At 48.9% G+C, this 15,274-nt stretch carries 11 protein-coding genes, 1 tRNA gene and 2 rRNA genes; 5 read left to right on the top strand and 9 right to left on the bottom strand.

The annotated features are described in order from the left end of the window. Nucleotides 1–537: 537 nt before the first annotated feature. The 3 genes from leuD to adk form a co-directional block, all read right to left on the bottom strand. Complete coding sequence (leuD, locus tag MEALZ_RS17285) at nt 538–1,173, bottom strand: 3-isopropylmalate dehydratase small subunit (protein WP_014149945.1); 636 nt, start codon at nt 1,171–1,173, stop codon at nt 538–540. Next, nucleotides 1,170–2,594, bottom strand: coding sequence for a 3-isopropylmalate dehydratase large subunit (gene leuC / locus MEALZ_RS17290; protein WP_014149946.1), 1,425 nt, complete (start codon nt 2,592–2,594; stop codon nt 1,170–1,172). The genes leuD and leuC overlap by 4 nt, the downstream gene beginning before the upstream one ends. A 73-nt stretch (nt 2,595–2,667) precedes the next feature. Further along, on the bottom strand, nt 2,668–3,306 hold the full coding sequence (gene adk, locus MEALZ_RS17295; protein WP_014149947.1) for an adenylate kinase: 639 nt from the start codon (nt 3,304–3,306) through the stop codon (nt 2,668–2,670). Nucleotides 3,307–3,498: 192 nt separating this feature from the next. On the opposite strand from adk, the gene MEALZ_RS17300 reads away from it, so the two are divergent. The 4 genes from MEALZ_RS17300 to hemF all read left to right on the top strand — a co-directional run bounded on the left by MEALZ_RS17300 (nt 3,499) and on the right by hemF (nt 6,970). Continuing rightward, a complete protein-coding gene (locus tag MEALZ_RS17300) occupies nt 3,499–3,969 on the top strand; it encodes a CBS domain-containing protein (protein WP_014149948.1) in 471 nt (156 codons plus the stop codon). A 38-nt stretch (nt 3,970–4,007) separates the two neighbouring features. Beyond that, a complete protein-coding gene (locus MEALZ_RS17305) occupies nt 4,008–4,568 on the top strand; it encodes a DUF1415 domain-containing protein (protein ID WP_014149949.1) in 561 nt (186 codons plus the stop codon). 2 nt (nt 4,569–4,570) lie between these two features. After that, a complete protein-coding gene (locus MEALZ_RS17310) occupies nt 4,571–5,728 on the top strand; it encodes a hypothetical protein (protein WP_014149950.1) in 1,158 nt (385 codons plus the stop codon). Nucleotides 5,729–6,049: 321 nt separating this feature from the next. Continuing rightward, nucleotides 6,050–6,970 carry an oxygen-dependent coproporphyrinogen oxidase gene (gene hemF / locus MEALZ_RS17315; RefSeq protein WP_014149951.1) on the top strand — a complete coding sequence of 307 codons (921 nt, stop codon included), beginning with the start codon at nt 6,050–6,052 and terminating at the stop codon, nt 6,968–6,970. A 167-nt stretch (nt 6,971–7,137) separates the two neighbouring features. Here hemF and MEALZ_RS17320 read toward each other — a convergent pair whose 3' ends face one another. Beyond that, entirely contained in the window at nt 7,138–8,070 is a 933-nt protein-coding gene (locus tag MEALZ_RS17320; RefSeq protein ID WP_046061664.1) for a TraB/GumN family protein, read from the bottom strand. Nucleotides 8,071–8,151: 81 nt separating this feature from the next. After that, nucleotides 8,152–8,634: an FKBP-type peptidyl-prolyl cis-trans isomerase gene (locus tag MEALZ_RS17325; protein WP_014149953.1), complete on the bottom strand. Its 483-nt coding sequence runs from the start codon at nt 8,632–8,634 to the stop codon at nt 8,152–8,154. Between the two features lie 100 nt (nt 8,635–8,734). Here MEALZ_RS17325 and greB point away from each other — a divergent pair, with 100 nt between their 5' ends. Further along, the gene (gene greB, locus MEALZ_RS17330) at nt 8,735–9,232 is read left to right on the top strand and encodes a transcription elongation factor GreB (protein ID WP_014149954.1); all 498 of its coding nucleotides are present in this window, start codon (nt 8,735–8,737) and stop codon (nt 9,230–9,232) included. A 9-nt stretch (nt 9,233–9,241) separates the two neighbouring features. On the opposite strand, the gene wecC is transcribed toward greB, so the two are convergent. The 4 genes from wecC to MEALZ_RS17350 form a co-directional block, all read right to left on the bottom strand. Then, nucleotides 9,242–10,450, bottom strand: coding sequence for a UDP-N-acetyl-D-mannosamine dehydrogenase (wecC, locus tag MEALZ_RS17335; protein WP_014149955.1), 1,209 nt, complete (start codon nt 10,448–10,450; stop codon nt 9,242–9,244). Nucleotides 10,451–11,218: 768 nt separating this feature from the next. Further along, a 5S ribosomal RNA gene (gene rrf, locus MEALZ_RS17340) occupies nt 11,219–11,334 on the bottom strand. Between the two features lie 291 nt (nt 11,335–11,625). Further along, nucleotides 11,626–14,804 (bottom strand): 23S ribosomal RNA (locus MEALZ_RS17345). 361 nt (nt 14,805–15,165) lie between these two features. After that, nucleotides 15,166–15,241, bottom strand: a tRNA-Ala gene (locus tag MEALZ_RS17350). Between the last annotated feature and the right edge of the window lie 33 nt (nt 15,242–15,274).

Below are 15,274 nucleotides of genomic sequence, written 5' to 3' on the forward strand. Positions count from 1 at the left end.
AAACCGCTCTCCTTTATTAAAGGATGCGGGTGAGTCAGGCGAGAAATCCAACCCCTAACTTAGGAACGAGCACGAAATAACTTGGACAACTGTTGGAAGGGGGTTTGGCGGCTCGATTGACAGGTGTCGGCGGCAGGGATAGCTGCCGTCAAGCCTACATGGACGTATTCACGGCGTCCTGTCAAGCGAGTCGCCAAACCGCCACAAAGCCTACTACTTGTATAAGTTATTTTGTGCATATTCCTTAGCGAAATCCAATCTTACAAGAAAGAATGATGGAATTCAGGGGGGCGAAAAACCCTTCTTTGGTACTTTACGGCAGATACAAACCGCAATGAATGGCGTGAAGCCAGCACCTAAATTCGGCGTCCCACTTAAGGCGGAACAAAAGCACTAAGGATTAACCTTAAACTGTCCCACGTTAAGTGAGTAGCCCTAAATTCCACAGCCGATTGGCTATGTTTCACAATCTTAAAATTTTAGGTGCTGGATTTTTGACGGCCCCTGGCGCCGAATTTTGATCTACGATAGATATGACTACGATGCAAACAACCAAGGCGCTCGCTTCGCACGTTCCGTCTCGTATGCGTGAATTTGATCGGCATGTTGCAAGGTCAATGCGATATCGTCAAGCCCGTTCAACAACCTGAATTTCCGATTGGCATCGACTTCAAAGGCAATTTCCCTGCCGGAAGGCGTGACGATCTTTTGCGAATCCAAGTCAACTGTCAGCCGATAACCTTCGGTCAATTCGTTGAACAGGTCGTCGACAATCGCCGCATCGAGCACGATAGGCAAGATACCGTTCTTGAAACAATTGTTATAAAAGATATCGGCGAAACTCGGCGCGATGATCGCTCTGAAGCCGAAATCCTCGAGCGCCCAAGGCGCATGTTCGCGCGACGAACCGCAACCGAAATTTTCGCGGGTCAACAATAGCTCGGCGCCCTTGTACTCCGGTTTATTCAGCACGAAATCAGGGTTAATCGGCCGATTTGTGCAATCCATGTCCGGTTCGCCATGATCCATATACCGCCATTCGTCGAACAGAAACGGACCGAACCCCGCCCTGCGTATCGATTTTAGAAATTGTTTCGGAATAATCGCATCGGTATCGACATTGGCTCGATCCAACGGTGCGACCAACGCGTCTATTTTGGTAAATGCTCTCATGCTTGCGCTCCTTGATTTGCTTCGGTGCTGACATCGACGAAATGCCCGGCAATCGCGGCAGCGGCCGCCATTGCCGGACTGACCAGATGCGTGCGTCCGCCGTATCCTTGCCGCCCTTCGAAATTACGGTTAGAAGTCGACGCACAGCGCTCTCCCGGCTCCAAACGGTCGGCGTTCATCGCTAAGCACATCGAGCACCCCGGATCCCGCCACTCGAATCCGGCTTCGATGAAAATTTTATCCAAGCCTTCGGACTCGGCTTGCTGCTTGATCAGACCCGATCCCGGGACGACCATGGCCAATTGGATGTTAGCAGCAAGCTTTTTACCTTTCGCGACCGCGGCAGCCGCTCTCAAGTCTTCGATTCTCGAGTTCGTGCAGGAACCGATGAATACTTTATCGAGTTTAATATCGGTAATCGCCACACCGGGCTTTAGATCCATGTATTGCAGTGCGCGCTTCATGCTTTCTCGCTTGGTTGCATCGCTCTCTTGATCCGGATCGGGCACACTGGCATCGACCGGCACCACCAATTCGGGCGAAGTCCCCCAGGTCACTTGCGGCTTGATGTCGGCGGCATTCAACTCGACAACTTTATCGAAGACTGCGTCCGGGTCGGAATGCAGTTGCTGCCACATACGCTCGGCCATGAACCAGTCGTTGCCTTTCGGTGCAAGCGGTCGGTCGCGGTAATACTCGATCGTGACATCATCGACCCCGATCAAACCAGCGCGCGCGCCCGCTTCGATTGCCATGTTGCATACCGTCATGCGGCCTTCCATCGACAATGCGCGGATCGCGGATCCGGCAAATTCGATCGTATAACCGTTCCCGCCGGCGGTACCGATTTTACCGATAATCGCCAACACGATATCTTTCGCGGTGATGCCGGGCCGCACTTCACCGTCTACCTTGATCAGCATGTTTTTGGCTTTTTTCTGTACCAAACATTGTGTCGCCAAGACATGCTCGACTTCCGACGTGCCGATGCCGAATGCCAACGCGCCGGACGCGCCGTGTGTCGAGGTATGCGAATCGCCGCAGACTACAGTCATGCCGGGCAATGTCGCGCCTTGCTCGGGCCCTACGACATGCACGATGCCTTGGCGAATATCGGACATATCGAACTCGGTGATACCGAATTCGGCACAATTTTTTTCAAGGGTTTCGACCTGCAGCCTTGAAACCGGATCGGCAATGCCTTTATCGCGATCGGTGGTCGGTACGTTATGGTCGGCAACGGCCAAATTTCTCGCTTGTCGCCACGGCTTGCGGCCGGCAAGACGGAGCCCTTCGAACGCTTGAGGAGAAGTGACCTCATGGACTAAATGGCGGTCGATATAGATCAATGAAGAACCGTCATCCTCGGTATGGACAACGTGATCTTCCCATAATTTGTCGTATAAAGTTTTACCTGACATAGCTACTCATTGTATTTACCGCGTCAGCGGAAAGTAAAAGTATGCGTTAAGCGTCGATCAAGACGCTTACGCGTTATCCTAAAACGGCAAAAATCTTTTGCGTAATCTCATCGACCGACCCAACACCGGCAATCGATGCAAAGTGGGTCTTGCCGCCTAATGCCGAATAGTAACCTACCAACGGCTTGGTTTGTTCATGATATACGCTCAGCCTTTTACGAACGGTGTCTTCCTGGTCGTCATCTCGCTGAATTAAGGGTTCGCCGGTTACATCGTCGAGACCGGCCGTTTTAGGCGGGTTGAATGCGACATGATAAGTCCTACCTGAGCCAGGATGCACACGTCTACCGCTCATTCGCTTAACGATTTCCTCGTCCTCGACCACAATCTCGATAACATGGTCAATCACGATATCCATCGCGGCTAAACCCTCGGCTTGCGCGATCGTGCGAGGAAAACCGTCCAGCAAGAAACCGTTTTGGCAATCCGGCTGCGCAATTCTCTCTTTAATTAATCCTAAAATAATATCGTCCGAAACCAAGCCTCCCGCATCCATGACTTTTTTAGCCTCGACGCCCAACGGCGTACCTTCGCGCACAGCGGCCCGCAACATATCTCCGGTCGAGATTTGCGGGATATCATATTTTTCGGTAATAAATTGGGCTTGCGTTCCTTTGCCGGAACCGGGGCTACCCAAAAGAATAATGCGCATAATGAAACTCCAAGTTTGTCTGGTTATTTGAAATATATGTCGGATTCGCGCCTAAGTACAAACAGCTTTAGCTGTTAATTCGCTCTCGCAAAACAAGACATTTTATATCAAAATAGACATTAACTCTTGTAAAAAACAGATATTTTCCCTATTCTTACTCGGTTTATCAATTATCTTTAGGAGTGCAACTGCATGCGTGTTGAAGATCTAATGACTTCGCAAGTATTCACAGTCGAACAACATGACATGATCGATCGTGTCTTTTTCTTGCTGCATTATGAAAAAGTTCGTCATTTACCCGTCGTTGAAAAAGGCAAAGTCATCGGCATCGTATCGGATCGAGACCTGTACAAAGCCTTAGGGCCGAAAAGCAACTCCAACTCGGTTGAAACCGTCGAAGGAAAAACCGTTTTGCAGGTCGTTCCGCAAAAAGTTCAACACATCATGCGTCGAGGCGTATTGACCGTTAATCCCGATACTTACGCGTCAGAAGCCGCCAGCATTATGGCCGAAAACAAAGTCGGAGCACTACCGGTAGTCGATCACAATAGCAAGCTGGTCGGCATCGTATCGGCCACCGATATTTTGCGCGTTTTTGCGAAAATCGAAAAAGCCAGCGAAGAACGGGAAAAAAGAATTGCGGCCGGCGTCAGCCATACCTAACCGAACGAATCACTTCGAAACTATCCTTCAATGTTGAAGTGACTGTCGACCCGGTAGAATACGCAATAAGGGCATGGCTCGAAACCGTTGTCATCGGTCTCGACTTATGCCCTTTCGCCGCTAAACCGTTTCGCCAAAAAGGAATTCGTTTCAGTATTTGCCGAAGCGCCGACACCGCAAGCGGCCTTGAGCGTTTGATCGAAGAATGCCGGCATTTAGATACCGACTTAAGCATAAACACAACACTGCTGATTTACCCCCATTCGCTGCACGAATTCGATGATTATCTCGATTTTCTCTCTCTGGCCGAAACACTATTGTCGGAGCAGGGCTACGACGGTATTTATCAACTGGCCAGCTTTCATCCCGACTACTGCTTCGCCGATAGCGACAGCGACGATCCGGCCAATTATACGAACCGATCGCCCTACCCCATCCTGCATCTGCTTCGCGAAGACAGCATCTCCGAAGCCATCGAGCGCCACCCGGACTCGGAAAATATTCCTAGACGCAATATCGCACTTGCCCGTACCCTCGGCAAACCACACCTGCACGCACTCATTGCCTCATGCCGTCAGGCAGGTACTCCGAGAGAATAAACATGCGCAGCAGTATCCGGCACCATGTCGACCAATTACTGACCGAACAAGGTCGATTTTCGCCGATCGCATGGCTGCTCGCGACCGGCTATCTTAGCTATTCGAACTACATCGATTGGCGAGACGGCCTTATCGAAAACCTGGACAGTTGTTTTACGGCGCCGCGCGAACGTATCATCGAGCAACTTGCCATTGCTACGAATTATGCTCGAACGCTGGGATTGAGTGAAACGCGCGGCACCTATCTTTCAACCGAGCAAAACGAACTGATCATCAGCCGCGACCCGCAAAACGACATCAATTTCAAAACGGACTTCGTACCGGCGCAGGACCGCATGCAGATGGATTTGTTTTTCGACAGTGCACCGGTTTATGCCGAAAACGAGTTAATCGACGCTATCACTAACCGCAACAAACGCAAAATTCCGGAACTGCTAGACACCTTATACGGCTTTGACCCCGCAAAGCACGAAGACTATGCGCTTCTGATCGAGCAGGAAAAAAAATTCCGGGCGCCCGGCTTTTCGTTATCCAATAAACTCGATACCTTAGATAATACACTGATGCCGTTAGCGGTTAAGTTATTACGAACAGAAGCTATACGTTTTCTGACGCCGCTGTGGCAAGACTTGACCACCGAACTAACCGGCCGCCCCTTCGATCCCGAGCAGCCTAAGCTACATGTCAGCTATACAGGCACGAAAGCATTTCTGTGGCATGACGTTACCAAAGCAATCGAACAAGAACCCGACTACTCTAAACAACCTATTTTGCTATTTCGCTATGCCGAGGCCAGCTTCAAAGTGATCCGGGAACTGGCCGGTCTCGAGCATTGGTTTTTGTTATTCCTGCTGCATACCGAAACAGCCGAACAACTGTTAAAACAGACCGGATATCATTTGCTTTCCGACGACTGGGAACGATTTCAGGAACTTGACCCCGAGTTGCCAACGCAGTTTTTCCCGGCCTGGATACTATTGATCAAGCCGGCACTCGCTAAACAAGACCTTATTTTAAACGGCGAAACGGAAGGTTTTCTCGCATTCAGCCTAGCCAAGCAATTAAGCGCCGAACCGCTTGAGTCGACCTCGATCGCTTTAAGAGCGGACCTAAAAAAACTTAATCCGGATTTGTTCCGGCATTTTCTTGATTCCCTATAGAGAGTGCACGCTAAAAATTTGCCTTAACCTAACGTTCATGAAAGCCCGGCAATCACCCCGGCAAATGAAAGTACGAGACGTGGGGAGGGCGCGGTCACTCGCCCGATAGGACGCCGTGAATACGTCCATGTAGGCTCGATGGCGGCTATCCTGCCGCCAACGTCTGTCGATCGAGCAACCGCACCCTCTCCGGAACCGGCATTGCCAGAACAGAGATTTGTATATCGAAAAATTAGATAATGAATCCAAATTTACGAACTTTCACAGTAACTAAAACGGGTAGATTTTAACACCCGCTTCCTCTTGACACTCTAATTAACAATGAATAACAAAGACATCGAAAACGTCAAAAGCTTTCTGCTGGATTTACAAAATCGGATCTGCGCCTCGCTGGAAAGCCAGGAACCGAACGCGAGATTCATCGAAGACAACTGGCAAAGACCTGAAGGGGGAGGCGGCAAGACCCGAGTGTTAAGCAACGGTCACGTCATCGAACAAGGCGGCGTCAATTTTTCTCATGTCTTCGGCAATCAACTACCGGCGTCTGCGACAGCCGCGAGACCAGAGTTGACCAACCGCCAGTTTCAAGCGATGGGCGTTTCATTAGTCATTCATCCGCGTAACCCCTATGTTCCGACTTCACATGCCAATGTGCGCTTTTTTGTCGCGGAAAAACCCGGCGAAGAGCCGATTTGGTGGTTCGGCGGAGGATTCGATTTAACGCCTTTTTATCCGTTTTATGAAGACGTGCAGCATTGGCATCGAACCGCGCGCCTCGCCTGCGAGCCTTTCGGCAAAGAGGTTTATCCTCGCTATAAAAAATGGTGTGACGAGTATTTTTATTTGAAGCACCGCGGCGAAACACGCGGTGCGGGCGGACTGTTTTTCGACGATCTGAATGAATGGGGCTTCGAGCGATGCTTTGCATTCATGCAAAGCATCGGTAATCACTATATCGACGCCTATGTGCCGATTATCGAAAAACGCAAAAACACGCCTTACGGCGAGCGAGAGCGCGAGTTCCAACTCTATCGGCGCGGCCGTTACGTCGAGTTCAATCTGGTTTACGATCGCGGTACGCTATTCGGTTTACAATCGGGCGGACGCACCGAATCTATTTTGATGTCTATGCCGCCGGTTGCGAACTGGCGCTATAATTGGCAACCGGAACCGGGCTCCCCCGAAGCAGAGTTGTACGAACGTTATTTAAAGCCGCAAGATTGGCTGGGCAAAAATCAATAAACTTACTCCCTTTTGATCGAAAAATCGTTTAACCTAAATTCGGCAATTTAACCATGAAGCACATGAATTTCATGAAGGATTTCTTGAAATTACCTAAACATTCTCGCTAACCTTTTGGGCGAGAGAAAGTTTTATACAAACGTATAACAAGTTACTGAATTAACTTCTTATTCTTCATGGCAAAATGCTTTTTCTAGGTTAATAGGAAAGGACCGGTAAGACTCAACAACATAACCCCGCTCGCATAACTGCTGCAAAACACCTTTTTCGCCGGCTAAATGCAACACGCCGACTAAAATCAACTCTCGCTCGGGTGTGCTTAGCATCGCCTCAATCTTAGGTACCCAAGCATTGTTGCGATTGACCAGCAGTTCCCGATATAGGCTAGGGTAATCGCTGCGCATCGGCGCGATTCCTAATTCATCCAATGTATCGAGATCGCCTGAACGCCATGCAGACTTGAGCTCCCCCAGTAACGCGGGGAGCTCTTCAATTTCTCTTAATGTGGACAAAATGAGTTCGTTCTCCTGCCCCAGGCCCATCTGCTCCAATGCGGATATTTGCGTTTCCAACGATTCTAACGCCCCGACGGGCTTATTATCAGCCTGGGCTTTCGCGCTAAAAAAATGATCCACTCCAGCTTCGGCTAAACCTAAACGATGTAATTCAAACATCATCAAGCTAATCGCGACCAAAGGCGGCTTCAAGTTCTGTAAAGACTCAATCGGTATGCCCACATGCTGACAAAAACGCTGCAATTCGGCATAGGTCTCGGCGTTAAGCTCATCACGCAATGTCGTACCGTCGACATACTGTAAACGCCGCATCATAGCTATTTGCGCTTCCTGCCCAGAAAAGTCGGCTAAATCGACTTCCAACACTAATTTGTCGGCTTTTCGATAAACCCGATCAAACGCTTCGGGTAACGGATAATCGGACGTACCCAGCAAATGAATAGTACCGCCGATAAACAATTCGGCATCATCTTTACTAACTCGCCATAGCGAGGTTTCAGAGTAAACCGGCCCCGCAATTAAAAGCGCGAGCGCAAAAAAAGAGCAAATGACTTTGTCATGCGCGGCGGATTTGAGCGTCTTCATAATGATGAAAGATGGAACGTTTGTGTTGCTCGGATTCAAGCGACCCATTCGGTTCTCGTAAAAATATTGAGTAATCGCGGCTTAGTGATCTTCGCCGCCAACTCCATGAATATGGCCGTGAGCCAATTCATCCTCGGTAGCAGCTCTGATATCGGTGACTTCAACATCGAAATTTAGCGACTCTCCAGCTAGAGGATGATTACCGTCAATCGTCACTTCATCGCCTTCGACTTTTATAACGGTAACAATACCGGGACCGGAACTGATATCGGCATGAAACTGCATACCGACCTCCACGTTATCAACGCCTTCAAACATCTTGCGAGGGATAACCTGTACCATCTCTTGAAAATATTCGCCATATCCGTCTTCGGGAGCGATGGCAACTTGGAATTTGTCTCCGACCGATTTACCCTGTAAAGCTTTTTCTAAACCGGGAATGATATTGCCGCTGCCGTGAAGATAAACCAACGCATCACTGCCTATTGAGCTATCGAGTTGCTCGCCTGCCGAGTTAGTTAATGTGTAATGGATCGAAACCGCCATATTGTCAGCAACTTGCATAAATAAACCTTTAATTGATTAATGAAGGGCTGTTTATGATATAAAATTGACGCACGTTTGTGTGAAAATCTTCAAAATTAATTTCATTACTATACTAATCATGAGCCGTTGGAGACCCCCTCAACCTAAATCATCTCCCTACATCACCCGTCATGGCTATCAAGCCTTGGAACAAGAGCTCAAACAGTTATGGGAAAAACGTAAATATGTAACTGAAGCGCTTGCCGCCGCAGCCGCAGAGGGCGACCGTTCGGAAAATGCCGAATATATCTATCGAAAAAAAGAACTCCGCGGTATCGATAGACGTATTCATTACTTGCAAAAACGCTTGCCGATTCTGAAGATGGTCGATCAAACACCGAACGATGAAGATCGCATCTATTTCGGTGCTTGGGTAACACTGGAAAACGCCGAAGGAAGGGAAGTCAAATACCGAATCGTAGGTGCAGACGAGCTCGATTCGGCTAAACAGTATATCAGCTTGGATTCGCCACTAGCCAAGGCTTTATTGAAAAAGACTTTTGACGACGTGGTCGTCATTCACATTGCCGATCAAATCTTGCAGTATACGGTGCTGGATATTTCCTATGAAGCTTGATTCGGAGAATTATTGAATCACGCCGCGCGTATCGATCAAAATTTTCTCTTTGAGGTCGGCTGCCTTCAACGATTTAAACGGCTTATGATCGACCAACAGCAGCACGATATCGGACCGCTTGATGACTTCTTGATAAGGTAACAGCGTAAAGTCCTTGTGTTCTGTTAAGTTAGGTTCGGCGACCAGCACCTCGCCAATGTCTTGCTTTCGTATTTCCTTAACGATATCCAAAGCCGGCGACTCCCGCAAATCGTCGACATCGGCTTTAAAAGCCAACCCCAAACAACCGATAACGGGATTTTTAAATTTATCGGCACTGACTTTGACTTTATCGATGACCCAATGCGGTTTGGCATCGTTTACTTCGCGAGCGGTTTTAATGAGTCTGGCTTGATCCGGTGACCTCGCCACAATAAACCAAGGGTCCACGGCTATACAATGCCCTCCGACGCCGGGGCCCGGTTGCAATATATTCACTCGCGGATGACGATTCGCCAATTTGATCAATTCCCAAACGTTGATATTTTCTTGATCGCAAATCAGCGACAGTTCGTTAGCGAAAGCGATATTGACATCCCTGAATGAATTTTCGCTCAGCTTGCTGAGCTCGGCGGTTTTGGCGTCAGTTGCCAAAATCTCTCCGCGCACGAAGGCTCGATAAAATTCGACAACTTTTTCGGTCGAAATTTCGTTAATACCGCCAACGATGCGATCATTTTCCACTAATTCCGTCAATATCCTTCCCGGCAACACGCGCTCCGGACAATGCGCGACATAAACGTCCCTTCCGACGTCATGACCTTCTTCGCTTAAGATTTTTGCGACGATATCGTCGGTAGTACCGACCGGGCTGGTCGATTCCAAAATAACAATGTTCCCCGGTTTTACGAAAGGAGCAATAACTCGCGTAGCGGCTTCAACATAGGACAGGTCGGGTATATGCTCGTCTTTAAAAGGTGTCGGTACCGCGAGAATAAAGATATCGGCCTCTTGCGGTTGCAAGCCGGCTTTCAAGTTCCCCGATTGCACGGCTGATTTGACCAAAATATCAAGATCAGGCTCGACGATATGAATCTTGCCTTGGTTAATGGTATTGACGACATGCTCGGAAGTATCGACACCAAAGACCTTAAAGCCTTTAGTTCCTAATAACGATGCGGTAGGCAATCCGATGTAACCCAGCCCAATGACGCAAACTTTTGTTACCGATGGTTGCATAATTTTTTCCTTATAGATCCTTTAACAATAGATGCTGATTTTTGCCTCACCCTTAAAAAGCGAGAAGTCATTTTTGGATATTTATACCTGTCATAGATCAAAATTTTACTATACCCATCACAGATCAAAATTCGGCACCAGGGCGTCCGTCAAAGGACGCCGTGAACCCAGCACCTAAATTCCATAGCCAATGGGCTATGGAATTTAGGTGCTGGGTGAATACATCCCTGTAGGCTCCATGCTGGCCCCTCACCTAGCGTTAGGTGAGGGGTCGCACAACCCCCTGGCGCCTCCTCAAGCACTGCCGAAATTTGAAGTGCAAAAGGTATAATTAACAAATCTTCGTCAGACACTACATTTTAAAGTTTAGCGTCTATTGTAAATGTTTTTCTAATGCTTACAATTGTTTATGTTTTCTCAAGAAAACAGCGGATCTTGTTTGATATTTATCTTGATTGTCATTACCTGTAATGCCACAAAATTTATAATTCTATTTTATTCAATAGATTGCGATTTTTCTTGTCAAAGTTCCGTTAAAATTCAATCAGCCAATCATGCCCATGAACACCGTGGCCAGCGATTTTTCTCGAGGTTGTCATTTTTTACGAATTCGGTCGTCATCCTCACGAGAATCCACGTCCAATCCACAGCGTTAACTAGTATTTAATACCCAATGATTGCGTTTTATTGGCGATGCCATTCTATGACAAACCTTAAAGCAAAAAAAAAGCCCGTGTTGAGTGATCAACACGGGCTTTTGGGATAAGAGCCTGGCAATTCCCTACTTTCACATGGCAAACTGCCACACTATCATCGGCGCTAAGCGGTTTCACTTCCGAGTTCGGGATGGGATCGGGTGGGACACGCTCGCTATGGTCACCAGGCAAACCGGTTACAGTAGGTTCAAAGTTAAGCCGTAAGGTTAACGATGGTATTCGTCAATGCTCATTCGGCTGTGTGCTTTGCGCCTACTCAAAACTCTTTACTAACAGGTGCTTTCGCTTGTTATTTCGGTCTTCAATCACAGTCGCTTAGCCTTTAGCCTTGCGCCTTTAACCTTAACCTTTTGCCTTTCACCTGTTTTTTTGGAAATCTGTACACGTTTTTCGTTCTCTCGCTTTAGCGATTGTCGGCTGTTGGATAACACCTTGGTTTTCAAACCGATTGGGTGTTATATGGTCAAGCCTCACGGGCAATTAGTATCAGTTAGCTTCATACATTACTGCACTTCCACACCTGACCTATCAACCTGATCGTCTCTCAGGGCCCTTCAGGGGACTCACGGTCCCAGTGAGATCTCATCTTGGGAGAGGCTTCCCGCTTAGATGCTTTCAGCGGTTATCCCGTCCGAACATAGCTACCCGGCAATGCCATTGGCATGACAACCGGAACACCAGAGGTTCGTCCACTCCGGTCCTCTCGTACTAGGAGCAGCTTCCCTCAAATCTCAAACGCCCACGGCAGATAGGGACCGAACTGTCTCACGACGTTCTGAACCCAGCTCGCGTACCACTTTAAATGGCGAACAGCCATACCCTTAGGACCTGCTTCAGCCCTAGGATGTGATGAGCCGACATCGAGGTGCCAAACACCGCCGTCGATATGAACTCTTGGGCGGTATCAGCCTGTTATCCCCGGAGTACCTTTTATCCGTTGAGCGATGGCCCTTCCATTCAGAACCACCGGATCACTAAGACCTACTTTCGTACCTGCTCGACTTGTCCGTCTCGCAGTCAAGCGTGCTTTTGCCTTTACACTCATCGCATGATTTCCGACCATGCTGAGCACACCTTCGTGCTCCTCCGTTACTCTTTGGGAGGAGACCGCCCCAGTCAAACTACCCACCAGACACTGTCCCCAATCCCGATAAGGGACCTAGGTTAGAACTTCAAACATACCAGGGTGGTATTTCAAGGTCGGCTCCACACCAACTGGCGTTGATGCTTCACAGCCTCCCACCTATCCTACACAAATAGGTTCAAAGTCCAGTGTCAAGCTATAGTAAAGGTTCACGGGGTCTTTCCGTCTAGCCGCGGGTACACTGCATCTTCACAGCGATTTCAATTTCACTGAGTCTCGGGTGGAGACAGTGTGGCCATCGTTACGCCATTCGTGCAGGTCGGAACTTACCCGACAAGGAATTTCGCTACCTTAGGACCGTTATAGTTACGGCCGCCGTTTACCGGGGCTTCGATCAAGAGCTTCTCCGAAGATAACCCCATCAATTAACCTTCCGGCACCGGGCAGGCGTCACACCCTATACGTCCTCTTTCGAGTTTGCAGAGTGCTATGTTTTTGCTAAACAGTCGCAGCCACCAGTTTAATGCTACCCTCTTCAGCTCCATCCGCAAGGGACTTCACCTACCAAGGGCGTACCTTCTCCCGAAGTTACGGTACCATTTTGCCTAGTTCCTTCACCCGAGTTCTCTCAAGCGCCTTAGAATTCTCATCCCACCCACCTGTGTCGGTTTAGGGTACGGCCGCAGATAACCTGATGCTTAGAGGTTTTTCTTGGAAGCAGGGCATCAATCACTTCGTCTCCCCTAGGGGATACTCGTCATCACGTCTCAGAATTATGGAACCGGATTTGCCTAATTCCACTCCCTACTCGCTTAAACTGCCTATTCCAACAGACAGCTGACCTAGCCTTCTCCGTCACCCCATCGCAGTTACCTCCGGTACAGGAATATTAACCTGTTTTCCATCGACTACGCCTTTCGGCCTCGCCTTAGGTGCCGACTAACCCTGCGTCGATTAGCGTTGCGCAGGAAACCTTGGGTTTTCGGCGTGGGGGTTTTTCACCCCCATTATCGTTACTCATGTCAGCATTCGCACTTCTGATACCTCCAGCCGACTTCTCAATCGACCTTCGCAGGCGTACAGAACGCTCCTCTACCACCATACTCTAAAGTATGATCCGTAGCTTCGGTACTATGCTTAGCCCCGGTGAATCTTCCGCGCAAGCCGACTCGACCAGTGAGCTATTACGCTTTCTTTAAAGGATGGCTGCTTCTAAGCCAACCTCCTGGCTGTCTGGGCCTTCTCACATCGTTTCCCACTGAGCATAGATTTGGGGACCTTAGCTGACGGTCTGGGCTGTTTCCCTTTTCACGACGGACCTTATCACCCGCCGTGTGTCTCCCGTGCTCGCACTTGTTGGTATTCGGAGTTTGCATCGGGTTGGTAAGTCGAGATGACCCCCTAGCCGAAACAGTGCTCTACCCCCAACAGTGATACACGAGGCGCTACCTAAATAGCTTTCGAGGAGAACCAGCTATCTCCGGGCTTGATTAGCCTTTCACTCCGATCCACAACTCATCCGAATCCTTTTCAACGGATCCCGGTTCGGTCCTCCAGTTGGTATTACCCAACCTTCAACCTGGTCATGGATAGATCGCCCGGTTTCGGGTCTAATCCCAGCGACTATGACGCCCTATTCAGACTCGCTTTCGCTACGCCTCCCCTATTCGGTTAAGCTTGCCACTGAGATTAAGTCGCTGACCCATTATACAAAAGGTACGCAGTCATCCCGCCCCTAAATTACTCTAAGGTGGGTTTGATTCGGTCCATTAATTTACGCTTTGCACTGCCGTGATGCTTGATACGATATTCTCGCTGTCTCGCTCCACTTAATGTTAAAAACGCTTCGTAATAAACCACTCGCCACTGATTGCTTTTAGTTGCTATATTTTTACCTGCATTATGCGAGCTGATTCGCTCTTTCAGGTTACTCGTACAGCCAAAGTAAAACTTTTCTTTATCTTCAATTGCTTGTAAGACATAAAAGTAATGCATTTTTTTCCTAAAGTAATTTAGGGGCGGGACTCCTACTGCTTGTACGCATACGGTTTCAGGTTCTATTTCACTCCGATCTCCTCGGTTCTTTTCGCCTTTCCCTCACGGTACTGGTTCACTATCGGTCGATAAGGAGTATTTAGCCTTGGAGGATGGTCCCCCCATGTTCAGACAAGGTTTCACGTGCCCCGTCCTACTCGTTTTCATCCAGCTCCAGTTTTCATGTACTGGGCTATCACCATCTATGGCTGCTCTTTCCAGGGCATTCCACTAACTGGGGCTGGACTTAAGGGCTGGTCCCCGTTCGCTCGCCGCTACTAAGGGAATCTCGGTTGATTTCTTTTCCTCCGGGTACTTAGATGTTTCAGTTCCCCGGGTTCGCCTCCTTAAGCTATGTATTCACTTAAGGATAATCAGGTTGTCCTGACTGGGTTGCCCCATTCGGAAATCCGCGGATCAAAGTTAGTTTGCAAACTCCCCGCGGCTTATCGCATGCTACTACGTCCTTCGTCGCCTCTTATCGCCTAGGCATCCACCGTATGCGCTTATTCACTTGACCATATAACCCCAATCAGTCTGACCGCTCTCGCACTCCCTTTCGGTAGCGTGGTTTCGGTTCAGGTCTGTGGCGTTATCTGTCAGCTGACATTTTCGCTTTCTGCTTGAGAACTCATTCACGTCGCTTTCGGTTGGTCTTGGCTTTGCCGCTGTCTTCGCCTTGCGGCGCGGACAGTAACAAGCTTTGCTTTACCGTCTGCTTCGGTGAACTTGTTTTATGTATCTTCTTGGTTTAAATCGCTTTAAACGTTGAAGTTACAGTGTACAGATTTCCAAATTGTTAAAGAGCTATTCGTGACGTTGTTTCCGTCACCAATGCTATACCGTCTGTGAGGGCTTTCGCCATTCAAACGGTATAGCATTGGTGGAGCCAGGGAGGATCGAACTCCCGACCTCCTGCGTGCAAGGCAGGCGCTCTCCCAGCTGAGCTATGGCCCCTTTGGGGTTCGTGCAAACTAAACACTGCTAGTT

Origin of the sequence: Methylotuvimicrobium alcaliphilum 20Z, assembly GCF_000968535.2 — a bacterium.
GTDB lineage: Bacteria > Pseudomonadota > Gammaproteobacteria > Methylococcales > Methylomonadaceae > Methylotuvimicrobium > Methylotuvimicrobium alcaliphilum.

What these genes read in the sequence shown, in the direction of transcription:
- leuC (WP_014149946.1), bottom strand. Translation starts at nt 2,594, where the DNA reads ATGTCAGGTAAAACTTTATACGACAAATTATGGGAAGATCACGTTGTC.
- MEALZ_RS17300 (WP_014149948.1), top strand. Translation starts at nt 3,499, where the DNA reads ATGCGTGTTGAAGATCTAATGACTTCGCAAGTATTCACAGTCGAACAA.
- MEALZ_RS17320 (WP_046061664.1), bottom strand. Translation starts at nt 8,070, where the DNA reads ATGAAGACGCTCAAATCCGCCGCGCATGACAAAGTCATTTGCTCTTTT.
- greB (WP_014149954.1), top strand. Translation starts at nt 8,735, where the DNA reads ATGAGCCGTTGGAGACCCCCTCAACCTAAATCATCTCCCTACATCACC.
- hemF (WP_014149951.1), top strand. Translation starts at nt 6,050, where the DNA reads ATGAATAACAAAGACATCGAAAACGTCAAAAGCTTTCTGCTGGATTTA.
- MEALZ_RS17310 (WP_014149950.1), top strand. Translation starts at nt 4,571, where the DNA reads ATGCGCAGCAGTATCCGGCACCATGTCGACCAATTACTGACCGAACAA.
- adk (WP_014149947.1), bottom strand. Translation starts at nt 3,306, where the DNA reads ATGCGCATTATTCTTTTGGGTAGCCCCGGTTCCGGCAAAGGAACGCAA.
- MEALZ_RS17325 (WP_014149953.1), bottom strand. Translation starts at nt 8,634, where the DNA reads ATGCAAGTTGCTGACAATATGGCGGTTTCGATCCATTACACATTAACT.
- leuD (WP_014149945.1), bottom strand. Translation starts at nt 1,173, where the DNA reads ATGAGAGCATTTACCAAAATAGACGCGTTGGTCGCACCGTTGGATCGA.
- wecC (WP_014149955.1), bottom strand. Translation starts at nt 10,450, where the DNA reads ATGCAACCATCGGTAACAAAAGTTTGCGTCATTGGGCTGGGTTACATC.